We start from the raw sequence: 20,221 nt of genomic DNA on the forward strand, positions 1-20,221 counted from the left end.
CGTTTTTCGTATCGGATCCAAGGGTGGATCAGACGGTATAATTCATCGCCATTCGCCCCCCATCGGCGTACAGGGTGGTGCCCGTCATATAGCTGGAATCGCGAGACGCAAGGAAGCTGGCGATAGCGGCGATCTCGTCAGGATCCCCGATACGGCCCATGGGCGTGCGCGACATGATGCGCGCTAGAGCTTCGGGATTGTCATTGACGCTCTTGAGCACGTCCGTGTTGATACTGCCCGGGCCGATGGCGTTGACGCGGATGCCGTACTTGGCCAACGACAGGGCCATGGACTTGGTCATCTGGTTGATCGCGCCCTTGGTCGCGCAATACGCCAGCTGATCGGGTATCGCCATGACGGCATTGACCGATGACATATTGATAATGGCGTAGCGGCGGCGGGCATCATCCGTACGTTCGCCCGTTTCCTCGATCTGATCGACCATCTGGCGGGACACTTCACGGGCCACCAGGAAGAAGCCTTTCAGGTTCACACCCATAACGCGGTCGAAATCAGCCTCTTCCAGATCCAGAATATCGCCCTTGGCGACAATTCCGGCATTGTTGACCAGCACGTCGACCCGGTCGAAGGCCGAGCGGGTTTCTGCCATCAGATTGTTGACGGAGAGACGATCCGAGACGTCACACTGGACATAGCGGGCCCGGTCCTTGTCGCCGCCCAATTCCTCGGCAAGGGCTTCACCGGCCTGAGCATTGATATCCGCGATGATAACGCGAAAACCGTCCTCGCTGAGACGACGGGCGCAGGCGCGGCCGATGCCATTGGCTCCGCCTGTAATAATGGCGACGCGATCTCCCATGATCAGCACTCCTGGCCTGGTAACGCCCGGGCGGGCGAATGGAAAGGCGCCCGACTTGGCACAAAGCCCGGCCCGGTGCAAATGCTTCTTTGACGCGACTGCCGGGGGATCGCGGAGCTGTCGCGCGTCCCTGAAAAGGCTACGGGGCCGCCAATGGCGACCCCGGGCCTGTATGTCTGTCATTTTGTCGCGTTGAACGCGTGACCGCCAAAGCTAAGTGAAGCAGCTAGTTGACGGTCATGATATTTCGTCGTCGAAGGTTCTCCATCTCCTGCTTGATATGGAGTTTTTCCTTCTTGAGCTGGGAGAGTTCGAGCGAGTCCGCGGAGGGGTGACGGGTCACCGCCTCAATCTCTGCAGAAAGACGCGAATGTTTCGCTCCGAGCTCTCTGATGCGGGCTTCGATTGTCATGGACTATCTCCCTTTGCTGAATTGGGGATGGAATTGAAGCACGCTACGACATTATGTCTATTCACGAAACGTTTCCGGGGTAACTGAAATATGAAATCGGACCGAATTATCGTAGGTATTTCAGGCGCATCGGGAATTGTTTACGGAATTCGCGCGCTCCAACTTGCTTCACAACTCGGCGTAGAGACGCATTGTGTGGCATCACGTGCGGCAGAGATGACGCTGGGTTATGAGACCGATATCACGATCCCGGATTTCCGGGACATGCCCGATTTCATGTATAAAATGCCGGATGTGGGAGCGCCGATCGCCTCGGGAAGCTTCCAGACAGTGGGCATGCTGATCGCGCCCTGTTCAGTCCGTACCATGTCCGAAATCGCCACGGGTGTGACGTCAAGCCTGCTCACGCGCGCTGCGGATGTGGTGTTGAAGGAGCGTCGCCGTCTGGTCCTGATGGTGCGCGAAACCCCGTTTCATCTGGGGCATATCCGGACCATGGAGACGCTGACGGAGATGGGGGCGATTATATGTCCGCCCCTGCCGGCTTTTTATGCGCGTCCCAAAACCATTGAGGAGATGGTTGATCAGTCGGTCGGTCGGGCCCTGGACCTGTTCGGCCTCGACTGGTCGGGCACTCAGCGCTGGGGAGAGGATATTGAAGGCGGAAAAAGACCGTCGTCTTCGCGTAATTCGCGTAATTCGTGATTTCTGGTAAGATTTGATCAGTCTTTGTTTGCCTCACTGGAGGGTGTGGGGTATCACGCCTCCCTCGCTGCTTCGCCGAATTGGGGTCGGCCGGTAGCGACCTTTATAGGTTGCGACCTTTATCGGTTGCGACCTTCACCGGTTGCGAGTTGACCGGTTGCGTAGCAGTGCCAGTCCCCGCCAATGAAACAAAGGATACCACGCTCATGCTCGGAGAGTCGCTTGATCAGGAAGTCCTTCTGGCTCGGCTCGAGGAGTTGCGTGCGGAACACGCCTCACTGAACGCGGAAGTCGATGCTCTGGCTGAATGTGGTGTGGTGGACCAGCTCAAGATCGCGCGCCTCAAGAAAGAAAAGCTGCGCGTGAAGGACGAAATCTCCCGCGTGGAAGATCAGATGACGCCGGACATTATTGCCTGAACCTGCGCTTGTGCGCCGGTGAGTCAGGCCCGACCCGCAGATTTCATGGATTGTTTGCGCGCGTACATGGCGGCGTCGGCCTCAGCCATGGCGTCTTCTGCATTATGGCCCGACTGGAGTGCGTAGGCGCCCCAGGCCGCTCCGACTGTCAGCTCGGTTCCGTTGTGGGAGAAGGGTGTATTGGCGATCCGGTCGACCAGTTCCTCGGCCTTGCGTTCCGCACCCTCCAGACCGGTCAGGGTCAGAACCAGACCAAATTCATCGCCGCCGATCCGGCCAACCGCATCGGTTTCGCGTACATGGGCCGAGAGCAGGGCAGAGACATGTTCCAGGGCCGCATCGCCGGCGGCATGACCGTATCGGTCATTGATGTCCTTGAAGCCATTCAAGTCGATATAGACGATGGCGGACGGCGCATCATGACGTTCCGCAAGCGCCAGGGCCCGGCTGACTTCGCGCAGGAAGGCCCGGCGATTGAGCACCGGCAGCAGGACATCACGGTCGGCGAGGGCTTCCAGATCGCGCATGCGTGAACGCAGGCGTTCGGTTTCCTTGCGCAGCTGGTCAACCTCACCCATCAAACTCATCAGGGCGCGTTGGACATTCGGCGTGAGTTCCGCTTCCGGAACGCCCATGATCGAGGCAGCATCCTGGGCCGGCGCGCTGGATGACACATAGGCCTGTTGTGTCACGCTTCCGCTGGACGCCTTGTCCGTCCGGGAGGTTTTCGCTGTCGATCGCGTCTGGTTATAGGGTCCGATACGCATGCTGAAGTCCTTATGGCGCGAGTCGCCTGATCCACATCCACGTTCGCCAAGTGTGGTTAAAAAAGCCTCAAGCCTCCACTTTTCAGCCCGCTCAACCAGATCTGCTTGACGGGCGTGGGGGCAAGGCTATGTTGGCGTGCTTCCTCAGATCGTCATGGAAGCGAAATGACTCAACCCTCTTCCCAACCTGCTTCTCAACCTGGCTCGACGTCCGCGCCACGCGTGGCCATTATCATGGGGTCGCGCTCAGATTGGCCCACCATGAAGAAGGCTGCCGACATTCTTGATGCATTGAATGTCGATTTTGAGGCGAAGGTCGTGTCCGCGCACAGGACGCCGGACCGACTGGTCGAGTTTTCCAAGACCGCGCGTGATCGCGGGGTGCAGGTTGTCATCGCAGGGGCCGGGGGTGCAGCGCATTTGCCGGGCATGGTCGCCTCGATGACCTCAGTTCCGGTTCTGGGTGTTCCGGTGAAATCGAAGGCCTTGAGCGGTCAGGACAGCTTGTTGTCCATCGTGCAAATGCCCGGTGGTGTCCCGGTCGGGACGCTGGCCATTGGTGATGCCGGGGCGAAAAATGCGGGTCTGCTTGCCGCCTCGATACTCTCCTTGTCCGATCGCGAACTGGCTGATCGCCTCGACGCCTGGCGACAAGCCCAGACCGATAGTGTTGCTGAAACAGTAGAGGACTAGCCCTCCATGGATTATGCGCCGCTCGCACCCGGTTCCGTCATCGGCATTCTCGGAGGCGGACAGCTGGGACGCATGCTGGCTGTTGCCGGTGCGGAACTGGGTTTTGATGTCCATGTGTATGATCCCGAGCCGGATTGTCCGGCTTCGCGTGTCGCGACGCGGGCCTGGTCTGCGCCCTGGTCCGATACGGGCGCGATCCAGGGTTTTGCAGATCGTTGCGACGCCATCACCTATGAATTCGAGAATGTACCGGTCGAAGCGGTCGCGATAGCGGCCCGGGTCTCCACCTTGCGTCCCGGTGCCCGCTCGCTCGAACTGACCCAGGACCGCGTCGTCGAGAAGAATTTCATCAATGAAGCGGGTGTGGGTACGGTCGCCTTTGCGCCGGTGTCCAATCTGACGGAGCTACAGGAGGCCATCCGTCTGGTGGGGCTGCCGGCTGTCTTGAAGACCCGGCGCTTTGGGTATGACGGCAAGGGCCAGGCCTGGATCCGCACCGAAGCGGACGCAGACACGGCCTGGACAACCATTGGCGAGCAGTCCGCGATCCTGGAGGCCGCGGCCCCGTTTACGCGTGAGCTCTCGGTTGTCGCGGCCCGTAGCGTGGATGGTCGCGTCAAGGCCTATCCTCTGGGCGAAAATGTCCATCGTGACGGTATTCTCAAGACCACAACCGCCCCGGCCCCCAATCTGTCCAAACAACAGGAAACGCGGGCACTCGAGATCGCCAAGGCGATCGGCTCCGGTCTGGATCATGTGGGTGTGTTTGCCGTTGAATTGTTCGAGCTTGCTGACGGAACGCTTCTGGTCAATGAGATCGCGCCGCGCGTGCACAATACCGGCCACTGGACGCAGGATGCCTGTGCCTGTTCGCAGTTTGAGCAACATATGCGCGCCGTGGCGGGCTGGCCACTGGGTGATGTGACCCCCTCTGCCTCCGCTGTGATGGAGAATCTGATCGGTGACGAGGTGGGCGACTGGGCGGCTCTGGCGGCTGAACCTGCAGCCTGCCTTCATCTCTATGGCAAGCGCCAGACCAAGCCCGGCCGCAAGATGGGGCATATCAACCGGCTGGGGCACCTCTAGAGGGACGCGGGAGCGTGGCCGTGTAGCCCGGCGAACAGGCTCTGTGAACAGGCTTTGTATTGTGCCGAATAGGGCTAGAATGAGCGAATGAGCCCTGTCACGCCCACCCAGTTTCAGTCCGATACCGGCCCGTTCGATCTGATCGGGGATTTCCACGGGTGCGCGGATGAAGCCGAGATGCTCCTGGAGCGGCTGGGATACACTCTGGGCATGACCGGCCCGGTCGGAGCTCGGAACTATGCGTTGTCACACCCGCACGGCCGTAAACCCGTCTTTCTGGGTGATCTGGTCGATCGTGGACCGCGGTCTCCGGATATTCTCCGGCTTGTGATGCCGGCCACGAAATCGGGGCGCGCCTATACGGTCATGGGTAATCATGACGATAAATTCCGGCGCTGGCTCGACGGACACAACGTTAAGGTCACGCATGGTCTGGAAGAGACGCTTCATCAGTTCGAGCGTGAAAGCGTCGCCTTTCGCCATGAGGTGCGGGAATTTCTCTACGACCTGCCCACTCATCTTCTGTTGGACCGCGGGAGCCTCCTGGTGGCGCATGCGGGCCTGGCCGAGAAGTTTCATGGCGTCAATTCGGGCGCCGAGCGATCTTTCGCGCTGTTTGGTGATGTAGCCAAGCATCGAGACGAGCACGGGCTTCCGATCCGGCTCAACTGGGCGTGCGACTATTCCGGTACGCCTACTGTCGTGCACGGTCATGTCGCCGAACCCGAGGTGCGGGTGGAAAACAGGGTCTGGTGTATTGATACCGGCTGTTGTTTTGGCGGTCATCTGACCGCCCTGCGCTGGCCGGAGATGGAGCTGGTCCAGATCCCTGCGCTCAAGGCCTATTTCCAGTCTCCACGCTGGGACTAGGCCGTCACACAGTTTCCAGCTGAACCGTTCCGGTCTTGGGATCGATCTGGACACCGGAAATGCTGGTTCCTGCCGGCAAGGCGCGGATCTGGCGATGAACCTGGCTCAGGAAGCCGGCCTTGGTCACGATATCGGCGAGTTCGATATTGTCCGGATCAAGATGACCACCCAGAATGGGTGGGATCCGGAAGTCATAACACTGGCCAGAGGCCGGAATGAGACCTCTGTCCTGCGCCGTCATGACAAGGCCTTCCAGCAGGATTTCGTCACGGCCATCAGGCGTTGCGAGGCGGTCGCGACAGGCTTGCAGGCTGTCCGCGATCTCCGTCAGCTGGCCGTCGAGCGTATCGATCTGGACGATGTGGCCCGAGGCCGACTGGAGCAGTGGCTCGCCGAAGGGGGTGATGCAGACAGGGTGCATCCCGTCCAGACCAAGCCAGGACCAGGCCGCCAGAACCTGGTCAAGCTGGGCGTCGTTGATTGGCAGGCAGAGTGCATCGAGGGGCGGCTGGCAAAGTCCGTTCCCTGTTACTGCCTTGGCGTCAGACGTATTGGCAGTCAGAGAGCCCGGTTTTTGGCTGGCCTTGCGACCGGATTTACGAAACAACCCCAGCATGTGTCCTCGCCCGTGTTAGACCTGCTTGTCCGTCCTATCGGATGGACAAGCAGGTGCCAATCCCTTCAGGCGACTTGCGCCTTGTCACGAGGTTTACGGGTCAATTGGTCTGCATAGGCGTGATTTACATCACGATGGCCGGCCTCGTCTTCCCGAACGACCAGGATCACATCCCGAAGGCGGGCATTGTGGGGCAAATCCCAATAATCAATCGCGATCTGGGGAGCGGGGACGTTGTCATGTCGACCGGCATCGATTTCAGCGAGATACTGGGTGTAGCTGATGACCGCCTCTTCCTCGAAATACCCAACGACCCGGTGTGCGGTTCGGGGGGCAAACAGGTAGAGGAAGAAGTAGCAGTTGTAGAAAATGGCCTGGGTGACCATGATCACAATGCGTTCGAACAGGTTGGGCTGGGCAATCTGGATGAACGTCATCAGATGCATGCGCTCATTCTCGGCTTCGTCCAGCAGGGTCCGGATCCATCCCTGGTCATCGCGGATACGGCGCAGCGCCTTGAGGTGCTGGAGCAGACCGCCGACCATGCCGGGAACGGCTGCGACGGTTTCCAGAACCACCGCCCGGTGTCCATAGCGTTTCGCGAAGAAGCGATCGGCAAAGAAACGCAGCATTTTCACGAAGCCGAAGGCGATGCGGTCGCTCAATCCTTCCGGCTTGTGATGGACATCAATGTCAACGTTTAACCCTTCAACTGGCTTGGTCATGATGTGTCCCTCCTTCAGGACTAGATCTGACCCCTATATGGGCGACCAGGTCCTGAAACGTAAGGTGACACAATCGCGCGCGTCGGCAAAGCGCACACAAAACTTATGGTCTATAGGGAGGGGTTGAGTCAGGTATTCCGGCTAGATCTGCGGGCCCTTGCCATAGCGCAATGTGCCCAGCATCTGGGCCACATCGGGTAGATCTCCGGTCATCTTATGGAATTGCGCTTTTGACTTCTCAAACGTCATCACATCCGCGATGCGCCGATCCAGGAAACCCCGGGCCTTGACCTTTTCGGGATCATCCTCGCTCAGCCAGCTGGCCAGCGTTGCGGTATAGACCGCGGAGAGGATGGTGCGTTTGGAGTAGAAATTGCCGTCAGTAGATGTATCGCCAATCGCGCGCCAGATCATGTCGCTTGTGGCCCAGACCAGTTCGGCTCCGGTTTTGGCGGCATCGGGTAAGAGGAGGCGCGCGCGCGCCCGTCTGGCCGCTTCCTCGTGCGGGGCGAGGGCGGTCAGGCGCGACAGAACAGCCGAGGTCACCCGGTCGCGGATCTTCATCTGCCCCAGATCAAGCGCGGCGATCTCGCCAGCCGCCACGTCATCGAGTGTTTTCGACCAGTAGGCGAGCAGGTCGATTTCCCCGCGCGGACAAGTCAGGGCGACGTCTCCAGGGCTCAAACCGGCCTCCCGGGCCGCCAATCGCACGGTCTTGGCGCTCCAGCCATCAAAGGTCGCATGTGGCAGAATCGCATCAAGCAGAGCGCGAAGACGCAGTTCCTGCTGGCTCAAGGTTTGGGAGTTTGTGCCGTTCATGCTTATAATGTAGCGCAGGCGGGCGATGCCGTCACCTCATGCACCTGTGCAGGACATATAGACTCATCGCCGCACCTCTGGTAAACGCCGCCGCTCTGGTGAACTTGCGACGTGGGGATGGGCCTCGCGTCCATACCTTAATGGAGAGAAACCATCGTACAGATCGTTGTGCGCGACAATAATGTGGAGCAAGCGCTCCGCGCGCTGAAAAAGAAAATGCAGCGGGAAGGCACTTTCCGCGAAATGAAACGCCGCAATCATTTCGAAAAACCGTCCGAGAAAAAGGCACGTCAGAAGGCAGAAGCCATCCGCCGTGCGCGCAAGCTGGCTCGTAAACGTGCCCAGCGCGAAGGTCTGATCGGACGTCGCGGTCGTCGCTAAGGTTCGCCAGAATCTGCGATTTAAATGAAAGACGCCGTTCCCGAGGGCGGGAGCGGCGTTCTTTTGTTGTCCAGTGATCTTTGGGCAATGATCGGACAGAGACCAAGACGACATGTGACGGTCTTCTCTGGCGTGTCGCGGGTAAGTCTAGCGCGACAGCGCCTCTTCGACCTCCCAGAGTGTATCCTTGCCGAAATAATGTTCCTCGCCCACAAAATGCGAGGGCAGGCCAAACAGGCCCCGTTCGATCGCCGCCTCCGTTAGGGTGATCAGCTTCTTTTTGATCGACATGCCCGACGCACGCTCGGCGAGCTGTGCGCCGTCCAGACCGGATGCGGTCAATGCCGCAATGGCTGTGTCCCTGTCTCCCATATTCTTGGGGTCTTCCCACATGTGATGAAAGCCAGCCGACATGAAGGCGTCGAGTTGGTTGTCTTCCTGTGCCGCCACGGCCATGCGCATCATCAAGAGGGTGTTGACGGGAAAGTGCGGGTTGAAAGTGAATTCTGTAATCTTGTGCCGCTCCATGAAGCGGTGCATCTCGCGCTGGGTGTAGTCGAGTTTTGAACTGACATGACCAAAAGTCATCAAGGGGGGCTGATTGCCCGTGGCCTTGAAGATCCCGCCCAGCAGAACCGGGTGATAGCGGATTGTGGCCCCGGTGCGCTGCGCGATGCCCGGCAGGACCCGCCAGGCGAGATAGGCGTTCGGACTGCCAAAATCGAAGTAAGCGTCAATCGTTTTCATTACCAGGTCTCCCCATAGGGCCGTAGATCCATTTCAAAGGTCCAGGCGTCGCGTTTTTGCTGGTGCAGGGCCCAATAGGCCTCAGCGATCGAGGCAGGGTCCATGAGGACGTCGGGCGGCAGGGTCGCGACAGCGTCATCGCCATGGGTGGCGCGGATGCGATCCCGGACAAAGGCGGTATCAACGCCCGCATCCACAACCAGATGCGCGACGTGAATGTTTTTAGGACCTAGTTCGCGGGCCATGGACTGGGCTAGCAGGCGCAAACCGCCTTTTGCGCTGGCAAAGGCCGCGAAACCCGCCCCACCCCTCAGGCTGGCTGTGGCACCGGTGAAGAAGATCGACCCTCGACCCCGCTCCAGCATAATGCGGGCTGCCTCTCTTCCTGCCAGGAAGCCGGTCTTGCATGCCATTTCCCAGACCTTGAAAAACACACGCTCGGTGGTGTCGAGCAGCGGGAAGTGAACATTGGCACCGGTATTGGCGATGACCACGTCCAGCGGGGCCGCCGCGTGGGCCGCCCCCAGAAACTCGACCACCTGGTCTTCCTGTCGGGCATCCAGGGCGCGCGCGATACAGGTTCCACCCGCCGCTTCGATCTCTGCTTTGAGCGGTTCCAGCTTCTCGGCATTTCGGCGACCCAGCACGACGGTGAATCCCTCTGCCGCGAATTTGCGTGCGATGGCGGCCCCGATGAAGTCGCCCGCGCCGATAATCGCGCAACTGGCCTGGCCTTGGCCCATCATCTCTCTCCCCGTAAATCTTATAATAAAACTAACTAAGTCTTGAAAATGAACTGAGTCAATGAGAAAACCGGGCATGCGTTGGAATGAACTCAAAGATCAACCCTGTTCCCTCTCACGGACCTTGGCTGTCATCGGTGATCGCTGGACCTTGATGGTGCTGCGAGACGCCTTCATGCGTATCCGTCGGTTCGAGGACTTTCACGCCAGCCTGGGTATTGCCCGCCGGGTGCTGACAGAACGCCTGAGCTTGCTGGTCGAAGAGGGAGTGATGGAAAAGCGTGCCTACCAAGAACGCCCGGTGCGCTACGAGTATCGGCTCACACAAAAAGGGCTGGATCTCTATCCAGCCCTGCTTGCGCTCTTGCATTGGGGTGACGTGCACTATGGAGGCGAGAAGGGGCCGCCGGTCCTGCGAACCCATGCCGTGTGCGGCCACGACTTCCAGCCGGTGACAACCTGTTCGGAGTGCGGCGAAGCCATCGACCCCAAACAGGTCATCCCGCGCTGGAATGAGGCCTATTGAGCCTTGCGGCCAAAGCGGAACCAGTTCTTCACCGTGTCCTGATTGGCCTGGTTCAGGGCGCCCATGCGGAACATTACACCCGATCCCCAGATCATGAAGCCGGCGAAGGCGATCATGACCACAGTCGTGGCGATAAGTTCGACAAGCGGCGGATCCTGGGCGAGGCGAGCCAGCATGATGAAGGGCGTCCAGAGCGGGACCCAGCTGGCAAACTGCAGGATGGGCGAGTCCGGCGATTCCAGAGCCATCATGACGAGGAAGAGCGGTACCATCATCACTAGCATCATCGGGCTCATCAGGGTCTGGGCGTCCTGGAGAGTCTCGCACAGCGCGCCGATGGACAGGAACAACGCCCCGTACATCAAATACCCGATCACGAAATAGCCCAGGGCCGGTAGAAGAAGGCCCGGATTGAAGATCGCAGCCAGGACGTCGGCGGCAGGAAGATCAGCCGTCGCTGCGGCCTGTTGGACCGCGATACCGCCTCCCAGGGCCAGACAGACCCAGAACAGCAGCAAGGTTGCTGAGACCGCGGCAACACCCAGCAGCTTGCCCAGCAGGATCTCATGGTGACGACTGGAGGCCATCATCATCTCCAGCACCTTGTTGCCTTTCTCTTCGATCATCGCCGAGAGCAGCATGTTGACCACGGAGAAGATGATCACCCAGAGGATGAAGGCGACCGCGATGCCAACAAAGACCGGAATGCGCTCGGCATCTGTGACTTCGGCCTGTTCTGCAGCCCGTTCCGGATTGAGTTCACGCACCAGCGGACGCAATTCCTCAACAGCATCCAGAATGGCCGGAGACACCCCTTCTGCCAGCAGCCGGGTGTCCTGCATGTGGGCCTGGAGTGCACGCCGGATATCGGAGCGCAAATTGCTATCGGTCAGATTGGTGGACCAGTAATCGACTTCAATTCCGGCCTCGGCGGACCCGCGGATCAGGATGGCCGCGAAAAGGGGTTGTGGACCGTCTGAGGTCTCGACCAGACGCTCGCCCAGCAGATAGGGGCGAAGACTGTCGAGATCGCTGACACCGGGATCGACACGCCGATAGCGATTATCGCCCAGCTGCGGCAGCTGCGCGTCCATTGCGGCCTGGGCCTGGGGCGGTAGGTCGCCCATCAATTCCTCGGTCATTTCCCGAACGGCCTCGGCCTGTTCGGCACGGGCGGCTTCCAGGCCAGCAAAGACTGCGGCTTCCAGCTCGCCCCCGCTCTCATCGATGAGGGCATAATAACGGGTGGGCTGGGAGTTCTCGATTAGCATCGGGAGGCCAAAACCCAGCGCCATGAACATGGGAACGGATGCCAGGGACAGCCAGAACCCCCAAGTGGCGACATAGGACAGGAATTCGCGGCGGGCTATGAGATAGATGGCGCGCATCAGACAGTCTCCTCGGTCGCCTGGCCACTGGATTCAACAAGGTGGACAAACACATCATGCAGGTGAGCCCGCACCGGTTCGAACCGGGCGAGCTTGATATTGGCTTCCACACAGGCTTTGAGCACATCCTGGGCATCAACACCGGGTTTCAGATCGATGCGCCAGCGCCACACACCGCTGACGCCTTCATTGTCACCAATCTCCTCGCGGACGACCTCGCCGAGACCACCAAGCAGGTTGGACAGGTCTGTGTCATCAGCCACTTCGAGGATCACCCGGCGCGGAACCTGGGCGAGGGCTTCAGGCACCGTGCCGTCAAACACTTTGCGACCCTGATTGATCAGGATGATCTGGTCACACAGACGTTCGGCGTGTTCCATGACATGGGTGGAGAACAGGACGGTGCGACCGGCATTGAGCTGGGCGCGGACGACATTTTCCAATACCATCTGGTTGACCGGGTCGAGACCGGAGAAGGGTTCGTCCAGAATGATGAATTCCGGCTCGTGGATGAGCGTGGAGATGATCTGAACCTTCTGGGCCATGCCCTTGGAGAGGGTTTTGACCTTCTGGTCCGCGACACCGCCCAGCTCGAACTGTTCCAGCATGGCCAGACCCAGCTCGCGGGCACGACCGGGTGGGACACCTTTGAGGCGGGCGAAGAAGACGATCACATCGATTACCTTCATCTTACGGTAGATACCGCGCTCTTCCGGCAGGAAACCGACACGATCGAGAATGCGAGTATCGGGGCGTTTGCCAAACAGGCTCACGGAACCGGTGTCGGGGGACAGAATTCCCAATGACATCCGGAGTGAGGTGGATTTTCCGGCGCCGTTCGGGCCCAAAAACCCGGTGATCGTGCCACGTTTGACGTTGAAACTGACGTCCCGGACAGCCTGCTTGGCCTTGAAGGCCTTTGAGACATTGTCCAGGGACAGAATGGTCTCACCCATATTCACCCTCCCTGCGATATGAAGCGCAAACCTAGATCCCGCAATCGGGCGAGGCCAGCGGAATTGCACACCTGCCGCGTCCCGCCCTCTGCAAGCGGGTCGGGATCAGCGCGGGGTATACCCCGCCAGTCGCAGGATGGCGCGCAGGGCCTCGTCGCCGGGCGAAGCGAGCTTGAGGAGTTCGGCATAGGGTTCGCCGCCCAGTTTGAGGCAGGTCGCAAAGGCGGGTTCAGTCTTGAGACCTTGACGTTTGGCCCGTGTCACATCGAGACGCAGACGATCTTCAGCCAGCCGCAATAGCCGGTCTTCCGCCAGCCAGTGGATGTAGCTCTCATGGGATTCGACCGGTCGGGCCCGGCCATAGATCTCGACGGGCAGATCATCGAGATTGAAGCGGGCGATGATCGAGGCCTCGCCGGCATGCAGGTTGGGGCTCACTTCAAAACCGTCATGCTTGGAAAACGCGTCCGTAAGCCGCGCCTGAAAACTGTCGAGATCAGGGCTGGCACAACAACAGATATCGGCGTCCGCGCCCGGACCGTGAATGTCCAGTGGGATCGAGCCCACCCAGCGCGGATCAAACCCACTCAGTGCATCAAACACGTTCGCGCTCGCCAGCCGGGAGCGAGCGATGTCGATATCTATTCGGTCTGTCTGCATGGCGGGCGGTGTGAACCGTTTTGCTTGGACGGTCAAGCAGGGCTGGAGTAGGAAGAAACGGGGAGGATGTCACATGTTCACACTCTTGGTGGCGATGATGGTGCTTGGAGACAGTCACGCGCATGAGCTGCAGGACGAGACGTCACAGTTGGCGCGTGCGCCGGACCTGCCGCTCTGGCTCGTGGGCTGCTGGCAGGGCGAGGCTCTTGGTGGTGTCGTGACCGAATGCTGGCTGCCGCCGGCGGGCGGACAGATGACAGGTGTGTTCCAGCTGGAACAGGAAGGCGCTCTGGCCTTCACCGAACATCTGACCATCGGCCAGGTCGGCGATGTACACGGCTATTTCGTCAAGCATTTCAATCCCGACCTCTCCGGCTGGGAGGAGCGCGACGAGTATGTGGCCTTTGACGACAGTGTGCCGGGCGAGCGGGAATGGCGGTGGGACGGGCTGGTGTATCGCCTGACCGGGGACGGGCATCTTCATATTGAGCTGGATATGCACCGCGCAGACGGGTCCGTTATGACCCTGCCCTTCCAGCTGGATCGTCTGGAGCCCTGATGTCGGTCTATGATGATCATATCCTGCCGCACCTGATCGGCTGGTCGTGTTGTGCGCCACCGATCATGAAACAGCGCGCTCTCGTGGTACCGGCTGCGCAGGGCCGGGTGCTGGAGATCGGACTGGGAACGGGTCCCAATCTGCAATTCTATGATCCGTCGAAAGTTGATCGTGTATTCGGGCTGGAACCATCGCTGTGCATGCGTCGCAAGGCGGCCAAGGCGGTGGATGCCTGCGCCGTTCCCGTTGAGTTTATCGATCTGCCGGGTGAGGATGTTCCCCTGGAGGACCACTCGGTCGATACCGTGGTTTTGACCTTCACCCTGTGCACCATTCCCGGCGCGATCGAGGCCGTGCGAGAGATGAAGCGTGTGCTTAAACCCGGCGGGCGTTTGCTCTATCTCGAACATGGACGAGCGCCGGATGCGGGCGTCCTGCGCTGGCAGAGGCGGGTCGAACCGGTCTGGAAACCACTGGCCGGCGGATGCCATCTGACACGGGATATTCCCGCCCTCTTGCGCACGGGCGGTTTCGAGCTGGAGGAGGCGCATTGCGACTATATGCGCGGCGTACCGCGTTTTGCCGGCTACCAGTATTGGGGAACGGCGAAATAGGCCAGAGCGGGGTTGGGGCAGGAGCAAGCCGGGGGCAAGAGCAAGCCTGGGGCAAGAGCAGGGGCATCTAGTCCAGTCCCGGAAAACTCTCGACATAGCGGATCTTGATGTCCGGAAAACGGGTCACGAATTCGATGGTGAAATCGGGAAAACTGTCGACAAACTCCCATTCGCCGCAATCGTCGGGAAAGCTCTCGACCGTCTTGACCTTGAGATCGGCAAAACTCTCAACGACCTGTACGCGAATATCGGCAAAGGCATCCACGACCTTCACTTCGCCGTGCAGCGCGATGCCGTTATAGGTACAGTCCTGCGCAATCTCCGGCGCAAGAAGAAGGGCAAGCTCCGTCATCATGCGGGCAGTCTCTCATCCCGTCATGAACAGGAGCTGACACGATGCTCGCCCGGGTGTCGGCGTCTGGTCGTGCGCGGACTAGTCCCGCGGACTGAAGGTCAGCAGCGCAAAACACACCGCCAGGGCCAGGATCAGGGGTGAAAAATAGGTGATGTTGAGCGTTTTGAACGGCTCCGTTGCCTGGGCGAAAGGTCCGGGCAGGTAGGTGATTGCGCCGCGCAGGGTGAAGATCGCCGTAAGTATGTCGAGCGGGATACGGATCAGGAGCAGGGAGTCCCAGCGCAGAACACCTCGGGCGAAACCGAATGCTCCGGCGGCGAAGATCAAGACCGCGATCACAAGAGTGAGGACCAGGCCGGGCATCTGTTGGGCATCCACACCCACCACAGTGCGTGACAGCTCGGCTGGATCGGAGGCTGGCCAGAGACCGCCCAATCCCCAATAGACATGGATCAGGCTGGTGAGTGTCAGCACGATGGCGCAAAACCATCCGGATAGGGTGAAGATCATGGGATCCGCCTGTGTCTGTGACCGCGGTGATCCTGCCCCGTCCGGATGGAGATTGGCAATCGGTGTTTGTGTCGCACGGCTAGCCCATCGACTTGTTGATTTCCTCGGTCATCTTCTTGGCATCCCCGAGCAGCATCATGGTGTTGTCGCGGAAGAAGAGCGGGTTTTCGACACCGGCATAACCCGATCCCAAGGATCGTTTGACGAAAAAGACCGTACCCGCTTTCCAGACCTGCAGCACCGGCATGCCATAGATCGGGGAGGCCGGATCATCTTCAGCCGCCGGGTTGGTGACGTCATTGGCGCCGATCACGAAGACAACGTCCGCATTGGAGAAGTCGGAATTGATATCCTCCAGCTCGAACACCTCGTCGTAAGGCACATTGGCTTCGGCGAGCAGAACATTCATGTGTCCAGGCATGCGACCGGCCACAGGGTGGATGGCATAGGACACATCCACACCTTCTGCCTTGAGCAGGTCAGCCATTTCCTTCAGCGCGTGCTGGGCCTGGGCGACAGCCATGCCATAACCCGGCACGATGATGACCTTGCCCGCGTTTTTCATGACAAAGGCCGCGTCTTCGGCTGAGCCCAGCTTGGCATTGCCCTGAGGCCCGGCCGTTGCGGCTGCGCCTCCATCCTCACCAAATCCGCCCAGGATCACGGAGATGAAGGAGCGGTTCATGCCCTTGCACATGATGTAGGACAGGATGGCACCGGAGGAGCCGACCAAAGCGCCTGTGACCAAAAGGGCGGTGTTTTCCAGGGTAAAGCCCAGAGCAGCAGCGGCCCAACCGGAATAGGAGTTGAGCATCGACACCACGACCGGCATGTCGGCCCCGCCGATCGGGATGATCAGGGTGATCCCCAGAACCAGGGCTGCCAGGGTGATGATCCAGAAGGCGATCTTCAACTCGCCTCCGGAGGCCATCAGGAAGGCAATCAGCAGGGCAATGGCCGCGGCGATGGCGATATTGATGACATGGCGGCCAGGCAGAAGGATCGGCGCACCGGACATATTGCCATTGAGCTTGGCAAAGGCGATCACCGAACCGGAGAAGGTCATGGCGCCAATGGCGGTGCCCAGCGAGAGTTCAAACAGGCTGAGACCCTTGAGCTTGCCGAACTCACCGGCAATGCCAAAACTGTCCGGAGCGTAAAGCGCAGCGGCGGCGACCAAGACTGCGGCCAGGCCAACGAGCGAGTGGAAGGCGGCCACAAGTTGCGGCATGGCGGTCATGGGAATACGGCGGGCGATAATGCCCCCTCCGACACCCCCGATCGCCACACCCCCGGCAATCATGCCGATGGTGACGAGATCAAGATCAATGGCAAACAGCGTGGTTGCCACGGCGATCGCCATGCCGGCCATGCCGTAATAATTGCCTTGGCGGGCGGTCTCAGGGCTCGACAATCCGCGCAGGGCGAGAATGAAACAGATGCCGGAGACGAGATAGAGCAGCGCAGCAAGATTGGCGGACATGTCAGCGCTCCTTTTTCTTGTACATCGCCAGCATGCGCTGGGTGACGAGGAAGCCGCCGAATATATTCACGCTGGCCAGGATGATGGCGATAAATCCAAAGCCTCTGGCTGCGGTATCACCCCCGCCACTGCCGCCTGAGGCTGCAGCGGCCAGCAGGGCGCCGACAATGATGACAGACGAGATGGCGTTGGTGACGGCCATCAAAGGGGTGTGCAGGGCCGGCGTGACCGACCACACAACATAGTATCCAACAAACACGGCGAGGACGAAAATCGCCAGTCGGAAGATCACCGGATCAACGGCTTCCATGGGAGTTTCCTTTTTGGCTGTTCGCGCCCTTAGGCGTTTTCCGAGACAAGGGTGGGATGAATGACCTGGCCATCGCGGGTCAGGGCCATGCCCTGGATGACTTCATCATCCCAGTGCGGTGCCTTGTTGCCGGCTTCATCGATCAGAAGTGGCAGAAGGTTGGCGAGGTTTTTCGCGTAGAGCGCTGAGGCGTCGGCAGCCATTCGACCGGGCAGATTGGTGAAACCGGCAATCTTGACGCCCTTGTGCTCGACCACTTTGCCGGCCTGCGTGAGCTCGCAATTCCCGCCGGCAGGTGCTGCGATGTCGACAATCACCGAGCCGGGCTTCATCGTTTCCACCATGGCCTGTGTGATCAGTGTCGGAGCGTCCCGGCCCGGGATCAGGGCTGTGGTCACGACCACATCCTGTTTGGCGATGTGGCTGGCCACAAGTTCGGCCTGTTTGGCCTGGTATTCAGCCGACATCTGCTTGGCATAACCGCCCGCGGTTTCAGCCTGCTTGAATTCCTCATCCTCGACAGCGATGAATTTGCCACCCAGTGAGGCGACCTGTTCCTTGGCGGCCGGGCGGACATCCGTCGCCGAAACGATCGCGCCCAGGCGGCGTGCTGTGGCAATGGCCTGGAGGCCCGCCACTCCGGCGCCCATGACAAAGGCCTTGGCCGCAGCAACCGTACCAGCGGCGGTCATCATCATCGGAAAGGCCCGCCCATAGAGCTGGCTGGCCTCGATCACCGCACGATATCCCGCCAGGTTGGACTGGGAGGACAGGGCGTCCATCGACTGCGCCCGGGTAATGCGAGGCACAAATTCCATCGCCAGGCCGTCAATACCGGCGTCGGCCAGTTGTTGAGCCCGTTCGAGATTGCCGTGCGGGGCCATGTGGCTGACCAAAAGCGTTCCCGGCGCCATTTTTTTCAGCGTGGCCTCGGGCGGGCATTGTACGGCAAACACCGCATCCGTCCCCTTGAGCACCTGGGTCAGTGTCCCCGTTTCAGCACCCTCGGCTTCAAATACCGAATCGGCCATGTCGGCCGCATCACCTGCACCGCGCTCCAGTGCGATGGTGTGGCCAGCCTTGATGAATTTCTTGACGGTATCGGGGCTTGCGGCCACCCGGGTCTCCCCGTCCTGGCCGTCTTTCAGAATAGCTATTCTCATATCGTCCCGCGCTGTTTTTTATTCTCTGGGCGGTACGATGCAAAAAATCACGCGACAGGGGAAGTCCTGTCGCGCAATCAAATTTTTTGGGTAATTATTCAGAGACTTGGTGACGTAAGCGTCACCCGTGTCAGCCGAGGAAGGCCGCGTTGAACAGCGTGACCACTCCGCCGAACACCAAAGTCATCACAAACAGGGCGCCGACAGTGAAATACCAGGCGGCACGCATGTTCAGTGCCAGACCGCCGACAATGCCCACCACGGTGCAGACCAGCAGACCGGCCATCCAGCCCATGCCGACAGCAAAGACCAGCGTCAGGTACAGAACCGAAACGATGGTGAGCAGAGAACTCCACACCGTCACGGCCATGAAGCCGTCAAACGTGTCCTTCTGATCCGTGATGTCCATCTCGCCGCGGTTGTAATCCGATGCCATGTGATCCGAGCCCCTTGAAGTCGCGATTCAATTCCTGACAGGAATGTTGGAGCGTCGATATCATGCGATTTGCCCGACGCCAAGCCAGCAGAGCGGTGAAGCTCACGCGGGTCCTTCGATTTGTATTGCGTGTTGCAGGCTGGCCCAGTAAGGGCTGGGGCCAAGGGGAAACATCATGAATATCGGCTTTGCAATCTGGACCGGCCTTCTGGCCCTGCTTGTCTATGGCGGGTTCACGGCCTTTGAGTATGTGAATTTCGGGGACCTCGTCTTTCTGGAACGCCATGCCATGTGGATCGGTGGCGGCTGGCTGGCACTGGTAGTTGTGCATGCGGTCCTGCGCCCATTTATCGCAGGCGGACGCGCTGTCTCCCAGCAGGAGACACCGCGTGATGTTCAGCGGGCGATGGATCAGTCCGACGGGTCTGCGCACTGAGCAGGTGGCGCGAGTCCTAGCGGCTTTGCCAACCCGGTCCGGTCAGCACTTCAAGCGCTGATGCCACAGCGAGCGGCTGATCGAGGATCAGATGGTGTTGTGCGCCCTGGATCGAGACCATGGAGGTGGTCTCCCCGAAGGTCGTTCGCATGAAATCCCAGACTTCATCTGTGACTAGGCTGGATTCACTGCCACGAAACAGGGCGAGCGGGCATTTCAGCGTGGCCGCCACTTCTTCCGGTGGTTTGCGATTATACTCCAGCTTGGGCCAGAGATAGGGGTCGAACTTCCAGGTCCAGCCCTCGCCGCCTTTGGGGTGATCCACCTGTTTCAGGGACATTCGCGCGATGTGATCAAGCAGGAAGGCGTTATCGCAGCTCTGTTCCGGCAGCAGGCGGAACCGCATCAGCGCATCCTCGAAACGCGAATACACATTGCCGCCGCGGGACGGGGGGGCGGAGCTGCGCTGTTTCTCAAGCGGGCGTATGGGGCTGTCGAGCACGGCCACGCCCTTGAGCTGGTCCCCATAACTCATGCCCACAGTCAGAGTGACAAATCCCCCGAAGGAATGCCCGGCGATGAAGGGGCGTCCACCGTCGAACGCGCCTCCCTCTCGGGCCGCGGTCATCACTTCCTCGGCATAGATATCCATGTGATAGGCGTTGCGGTGATCACTATCGCCCATGCCTGACAGGTCCAGCGCGACAACCCGGCGCGTGTCCGCCAGGAACGGACCGATACTGTCCCACCAGTCCTTGTGCGCGACGCCGCCATGCACCAGGACCAGTCCCGGCTGCCCGCGCCTGCCCCAGGCCTTCCAGCGAACCTGCGCACCCTTGACCTCGACCGAACCGGAATCGGTCTTGTGTGCCAGGGCCTTGGTGAACCATTCCGGGGCTGGCGGACGTTCGCCCTTGAAAACAGTCAACGGAGCTGGCGGGCGGGGGGCGTGGGCTTTCTGTTCAGTCATGCTTTAAGCGCTAGACCCGATCTGCCGGAACGTCAATCCATGTGAACAATGT

Annotated in this window: 28 protein-coding genes; 10 read left to right on the forward strand and 18 right to left on the reverse strand. The window is 60.0% G+C overall.

Annotated elements, in window-relative coordinates; genetic code table 11:
* Positions 1 to 28 precede the first annotated feature (28 nt).
* The gene (locus RMQ97_RS02900) at positions 29 to 820 is read right to left on the reverse strand and encodes an SDR family NAD(P)-dependent oxidoreductase (protein WP_413659330.1); all 792 of its coding nucleotides are present in this window, start codon (positions 818 to 820) and stop codon (positions 29 to 31) included.
* A 226-nt stretch (positions 821 to 1,046) separates the two neighbouring features.
* Entirely contained in the window at positions 1,047 to 1,232 is a 186-nt protein-coding gene (locus RMQ97_RS02905; RefSeq protein ID WP_413659331.1) for a YdcH family protein, read from the reverse strand.
* A 90-nt stretch (positions 1,233 to 1,322) separates the two neighbouring features.
* On the opposite strand from RMQ97_RS02905, the gene RMQ97_RS02910 reads away from it, so the two are divergent.
* Both RMQ97_RS02910 and RMQ97_RS02915 read left to right on the forward strand, forming a co-directional pair.
* Entirely contained in the window at positions 1,323 to 1,937 is a 615-nt protein-coding gene (locus tag RMQ97_RS02910; RefSeq protein ID WP_413659332.1) for a UbiX family flavin prenyltransferase, read from the forward strand.
* 206 nt (positions 1,938 to 2,143) lie between these two features.
* A complete protein-coding gene (locus tag RMQ97_RS02915; protein WP_413659333.1) occupies positions 2,144 to 2,356 on the forward strand; it encodes a YdcH family protein in 213 nt (70 codons plus the stop codon).
* Between the two features lie 23 nt (positions 2,357 to 2,379).
* Here the strand turns inward: RMQ97_RS02915 and RMQ97_RS02920 are convergent, their stop codons facing one another.
* On the reverse strand, positions 2,380 to 3,123 hold the full coding sequence (locus RMQ97_RS02920) for a GGDEF domain-containing protein (protein ID WP_413659334.1): 744 nt from the start codon (positions 3,121 to 3,123) through the stop codon (positions 2,380 to 2,382).
* A gap of 165 nt (positions 3,124 to 3,288) precedes the next feature.
* Here RMQ97_RS02920 and purE point away from each other — a divergent pair, with 165 nt between their 5' ends.
* The 3 genes from purE to RMQ97_RS02935 all read left to right on the forward strand — a co-directional run bounded on the left by purE (position 3,289) and on the right by RMQ97_RS02935 (position 5,772).
* Complete coding sequence (purE, locus tag RMQ97_RS02925) at positions 3,289 to 3,816, forward strand: 5-(carboxyamino)imidazole ribonucleotide mutase (protein ID WP_413659335.1); 528 nt, start codon at positions 3,289 to 3,291, stop codon at positions 3,814 to 3,816.
* A 6-nt stretch (positions 3,817 to 3,822) separates the two neighbouring features.
* Complete coding sequence (locus tag RMQ97_RS02930) at positions 3,823 to 4,902, forward strand: 5-(carboxyamino)imidazole ribonucleotide synthase (protein ID WP_413659336.1); 1,080 nt, start codon at positions 3,823 to 3,825, stop codon at positions 4,900 to 4,902.
* Between the two features lie 87 nt (positions 4,903 to 4,989).
* A complete protein-coding gene (locus tag RMQ97_RS02935; protein ID WP_413659337.1) occupies positions 4,990 to 5,772 on the forward strand; it encodes a metallophosphoesterase in 783 nt (260 codons plus the stop codon).
* Between the two features lie 4 nt (positions 5,773 to 5,776).
* Here the strand turns inward: RMQ97_RS02935 and RMQ97_RS02940 are convergent, their stop codons facing one another.
* From RMQ97_RS02940 to RMQ97_RS02950, 3 genes are all read right to left on the reverse strand, one after another.
* A complete protein-coding gene (locus RMQ97_RS02940) occupies positions 5,777 to 6,388 on the reverse strand; it encodes a T6SS immunity protein Tdi1 domain-containing protein (RefSeq protein ID WP_413659338.1) in 612 nt (203 codons plus the stop codon).
* A gap of 65 nt (positions 6,389 to 6,453) precedes the next feature.
* Positions 6,454 to 7,113, reverse strand: coding sequence for an alternative oxidase (locus RMQ97_RS02945; protein WP_413659339.1), 660 nt, complete (start codon positions 7,111 to 7,113; stop codon positions 6,454 to 6,456).
* Positions 7,114 to 7,254: 141 nt separating this feature from the next.
* Complete coding sequence (locus tag RMQ97_RS02950; RefSeq protein ID WP_413659340.1) at positions 7,255 to 7,908, reverse strand: COQ9 family protein; 654 nt, start codon at positions 7,906 to 7,908, stop codon at positions 7,255 to 7,257.
* 177 nt (positions 7,909 to 8,085) lie between these two features.
* Here RMQ97_RS02950 and rpsU point away from each other — a divergent pair, with 177 nt between their 5' ends.
* Positions 8,086 to 8,313 (forward strand): 30S ribosomal protein S21, encoded by a 228-nt coding sequence (gene rpsU / locus RMQ97_RS02955; RefSeq protein ID WP_413659575.1) that lies wholly within the window; start codon positions 8,086 to 8,088, stop codon positions 8,311 to 8,313.
* Positions 8,314 to 8,460: 147 nt separating this feature from the next.
* On the opposite strand, the gene RMQ97_RS02960 is transcribed toward rpsU, so the two are convergent.
* Together RMQ97_RS02960 and RMQ97_RS02965 are read right to left on the reverse strand one after the other, a co-directional pair.
* Positions 8,461 to 9,060, reverse strand: coding sequence for a 2-hydroxychromene-2-carboxylate isomerase (locus RMQ97_RS02960; protein WP_413659341.1), 600 nt, complete (start codon positions 9,058 to 9,060; stop codon positions 8,461 to 8,463).
* Positions 9,060 to 9,803, reverse strand: coding sequence for an SDR family NAD(P)-dependent oxidoreductase (locus tag RMQ97_RS02965; protein ID WP_413659342.1), 744 nt, complete (start codon positions 9,801 to 9,803; stop codon positions 9,060 to 9,062). The genes RMQ97_RS02960 and RMQ97_RS02965 overlap by 1 nt, the downstream gene beginning before the upstream one ends.
* A 76-nt stretch (positions 9,804 to 9,879) precedes the next feature.
* On the opposite strand from RMQ97_RS02965, the gene RMQ97_RS02970 reads away from it, so the two are divergent.
* Complete coding sequence (locus tag RMQ97_RS02970; RefSeq protein WP_413659343.1) at positions 9,880 to 10,329, forward strand: winged helix-turn-helix transcriptional regulator; 450 nt, start codon at positions 9,880 to 9,882, stop codon at positions 10,327 to 10,329.
* Here the strand turns inward: RMQ97_RS02970 and RMQ97_RS02975 are convergent.
* The 3 genes from RMQ97_RS02975 to RMQ97_RS02985 all read right to left on the reverse strand — a co-directional run bounded on the left by RMQ97_RS02975 (position 10,323) and on the right by RMQ97_RS02985 (position 13,333).
* On the reverse strand, positions 10,323 to 11,717 hold the full coding sequence (locus RMQ97_RS02975) for an ABC transporter permease (RefSeq protein WP_413659344.1): 1,395 nt from the start codon (positions 11,715 to 11,717) through the stop codon (positions 10,323 to 10,325). The two genes, RMQ97_RS02970 and RMQ97_RS02975, sit on opposite strands and share 7 nt — an antisense overlap.
* A complete protein-coding gene (locus RMQ97_RS02980; RefSeq protein ID WP_413659345.1) occupies positions 11,717 to 12,673 on the reverse strand; it encodes an ABC transporter ATP-binding protein in 957 nt (318 codons plus the stop codon). The genes RMQ97_RS02975 and RMQ97_RS02980 overlap by 1 nt, the downstream gene beginning before the upstream one ends.
* A 105-nt stretch (positions 12,674 to 12,778) precedes the next feature.
* Positions 12,779 to 13,333: a DUF4269 domain-containing protein gene (locus tag RMQ97_RS02985; protein WP_413659346.1), complete on the reverse strand. Its 555-nt coding sequence runs from the start codon at positions 13,331 to 13,333 to the stop codon at positions 12,779 to 12,781.
* 73 nt (positions 13,334 to 13,406) lie between these two features.
* On the opposite strand from RMQ97_RS02985, the gene RMQ97_RS02990 reads away from it, so the two are divergent.
* Both RMQ97_RS02990 and RMQ97_RS02995 read left to right on the forward strand, forming a co-directional pair.
* Positions 13,407 to 13,892 carry a DUF6265 family protein gene (locus tag RMQ97_RS02990; RefSeq protein WP_413659347.1) on the forward strand — a complete coding sequence of 162 codons (486 nt, stop codon included), beginning with the start codon at positions 13,407 to 13,409 and terminating at the stop codon, positions 13,890 to 13,892.
* On the forward strand, positions 13,892 to 14,506 hold the full coding sequence (locus RMQ97_RS02995) for a class I SAM-dependent methyltransferase (RefSeq protein WP_413659348.1): 615 nt from the start codon (positions 13,892 to 13,894) through the stop codon (positions 14,504 to 14,506). Before RMQ97_RS02990 ends, RMQ97_RS02995 begins: the two co-directional genes overlap by 1 nt.
* Before the next feature lie 67 nt (positions 14,507 to 14,573).
* On the opposite strand, the gene RMQ97_RS03000 is transcribed toward RMQ97_RS02995, so the two are convergent.
* The 6 genes from RMQ97_RS03000 to RMQ97_RS03025 form a co-directional block, all read right to left on the reverse strand.
* On the reverse strand, positions 14,574 to 14,861 hold the full coding sequence (locus RMQ97_RS03000) for a hypothetical protein (protein WP_413659349.1): 288 nt from the start codon (positions 14,859 to 14,861) through the stop codon (positions 14,574 to 14,576).
* 78 nt (positions 14,862 to 14,939) lie between these two features.
* Positions 14,940 to 15,371, reverse strand: coding sequence for a DUF3995 domain-containing protein (locus RMQ97_RS03005; RefSeq protein WP_413659350.1), 432 nt, complete (start codon positions 15,369 to 15,371; stop codon positions 14,940 to 14,942).
* A gap of 79 nt (positions 15,372 to 15,450) precedes the next feature.
* Entirely contained in the window at positions 15,451 to 16,854 is a 1,404-nt protein-coding gene (locus tag RMQ97_RS03010; protein WP_413659351.1) for an NAD(P)(+) transhydrogenase (Re/Si-specific) subunit beta, read from the reverse strand.
* A 1-nt stretch (position 16,855) separates the two neighbouring features.
* The gene (locus RMQ97_RS03015; protein ID WP_413659352.1) at positions 16,856 to 17,164 is read right to left on the reverse strand and encodes a proton-translocating transhydrogenase family protein; all 309 of its coding nucleotides are present in this window, start codon (positions 17,162 to 17,164) and stop codon (positions 16,856 to 16,858) included.
* A gap of 29 nt (positions 17,165 to 17,193) precedes the next feature.
* Positions 17,194 to 18,327: a Re/Si-specific NAD(P)(+) transhydrogenase subunit alpha gene (locus RMQ97_RS03020; protein ID WP_413659353.1), complete on the reverse strand. Its 1,134-nt coding sequence runs from the start codon at positions 18,325 to 18,327 to the stop codon at positions 17,194 to 17,196.
* A 130-nt stretch (positions 18,328 to 18,457) separates the two neighbouring features.
* The gene (locus RMQ97_RS03025) at positions 18,458 to 18,763 is read right to left on the reverse strand and encodes an aa3-type cytochrome c oxidase subunit IV (protein WP_413659354.1); all 306 of its coding nucleotides are present in this window, start codon (positions 18,761 to 18,763) and stop codon (positions 18,458 to 18,460) included.
* Between the two features lie 175 nt (positions 18,764 to 18,938).
* Here RMQ97_RS03025 and RMQ97_RS03030 point away from each other — a divergent pair, with 175 nt between their 5' ends.
* Positions 18,939 to 19,199: a hypothetical protein gene (locus tag RMQ97_RS03030; protein WP_413659355.1), complete on the forward strand. Its 261-nt coding sequence runs from the start codon at positions 18,939 to 18,941 to the stop codon at positions 19,197 to 19,199.
* 16 nt (positions 19,200 to 19,215) lie between these two features.
* Here RMQ97_RS03030 and RMQ97_RS03035 read toward each other — a convergent pair whose 3' ends face one another.
* The gene (locus tag RMQ97_RS03035) at positions 19,216 to 20,169 is read right to left on the reverse strand and encodes an alpha/beta fold hydrolase (RefSeq protein WP_413659356.1); all 954 of its coding nucleotides are present in this window, start codon (positions 20,167 to 20,169) and stop codon (positions 19,216 to 19,218) included.
* Between the last annotated feature and the right edge of the window lie 52 nt (positions 20,170 to 20,221).

This window comes from Maricaulis sp. D1M11, from assembly GCF_047308265.1.
GTDB lineage: Bacteria > Pseudomonadota > Alphaproteobacteria > Caulobacterales > Maricaulaceae > Maricaulis.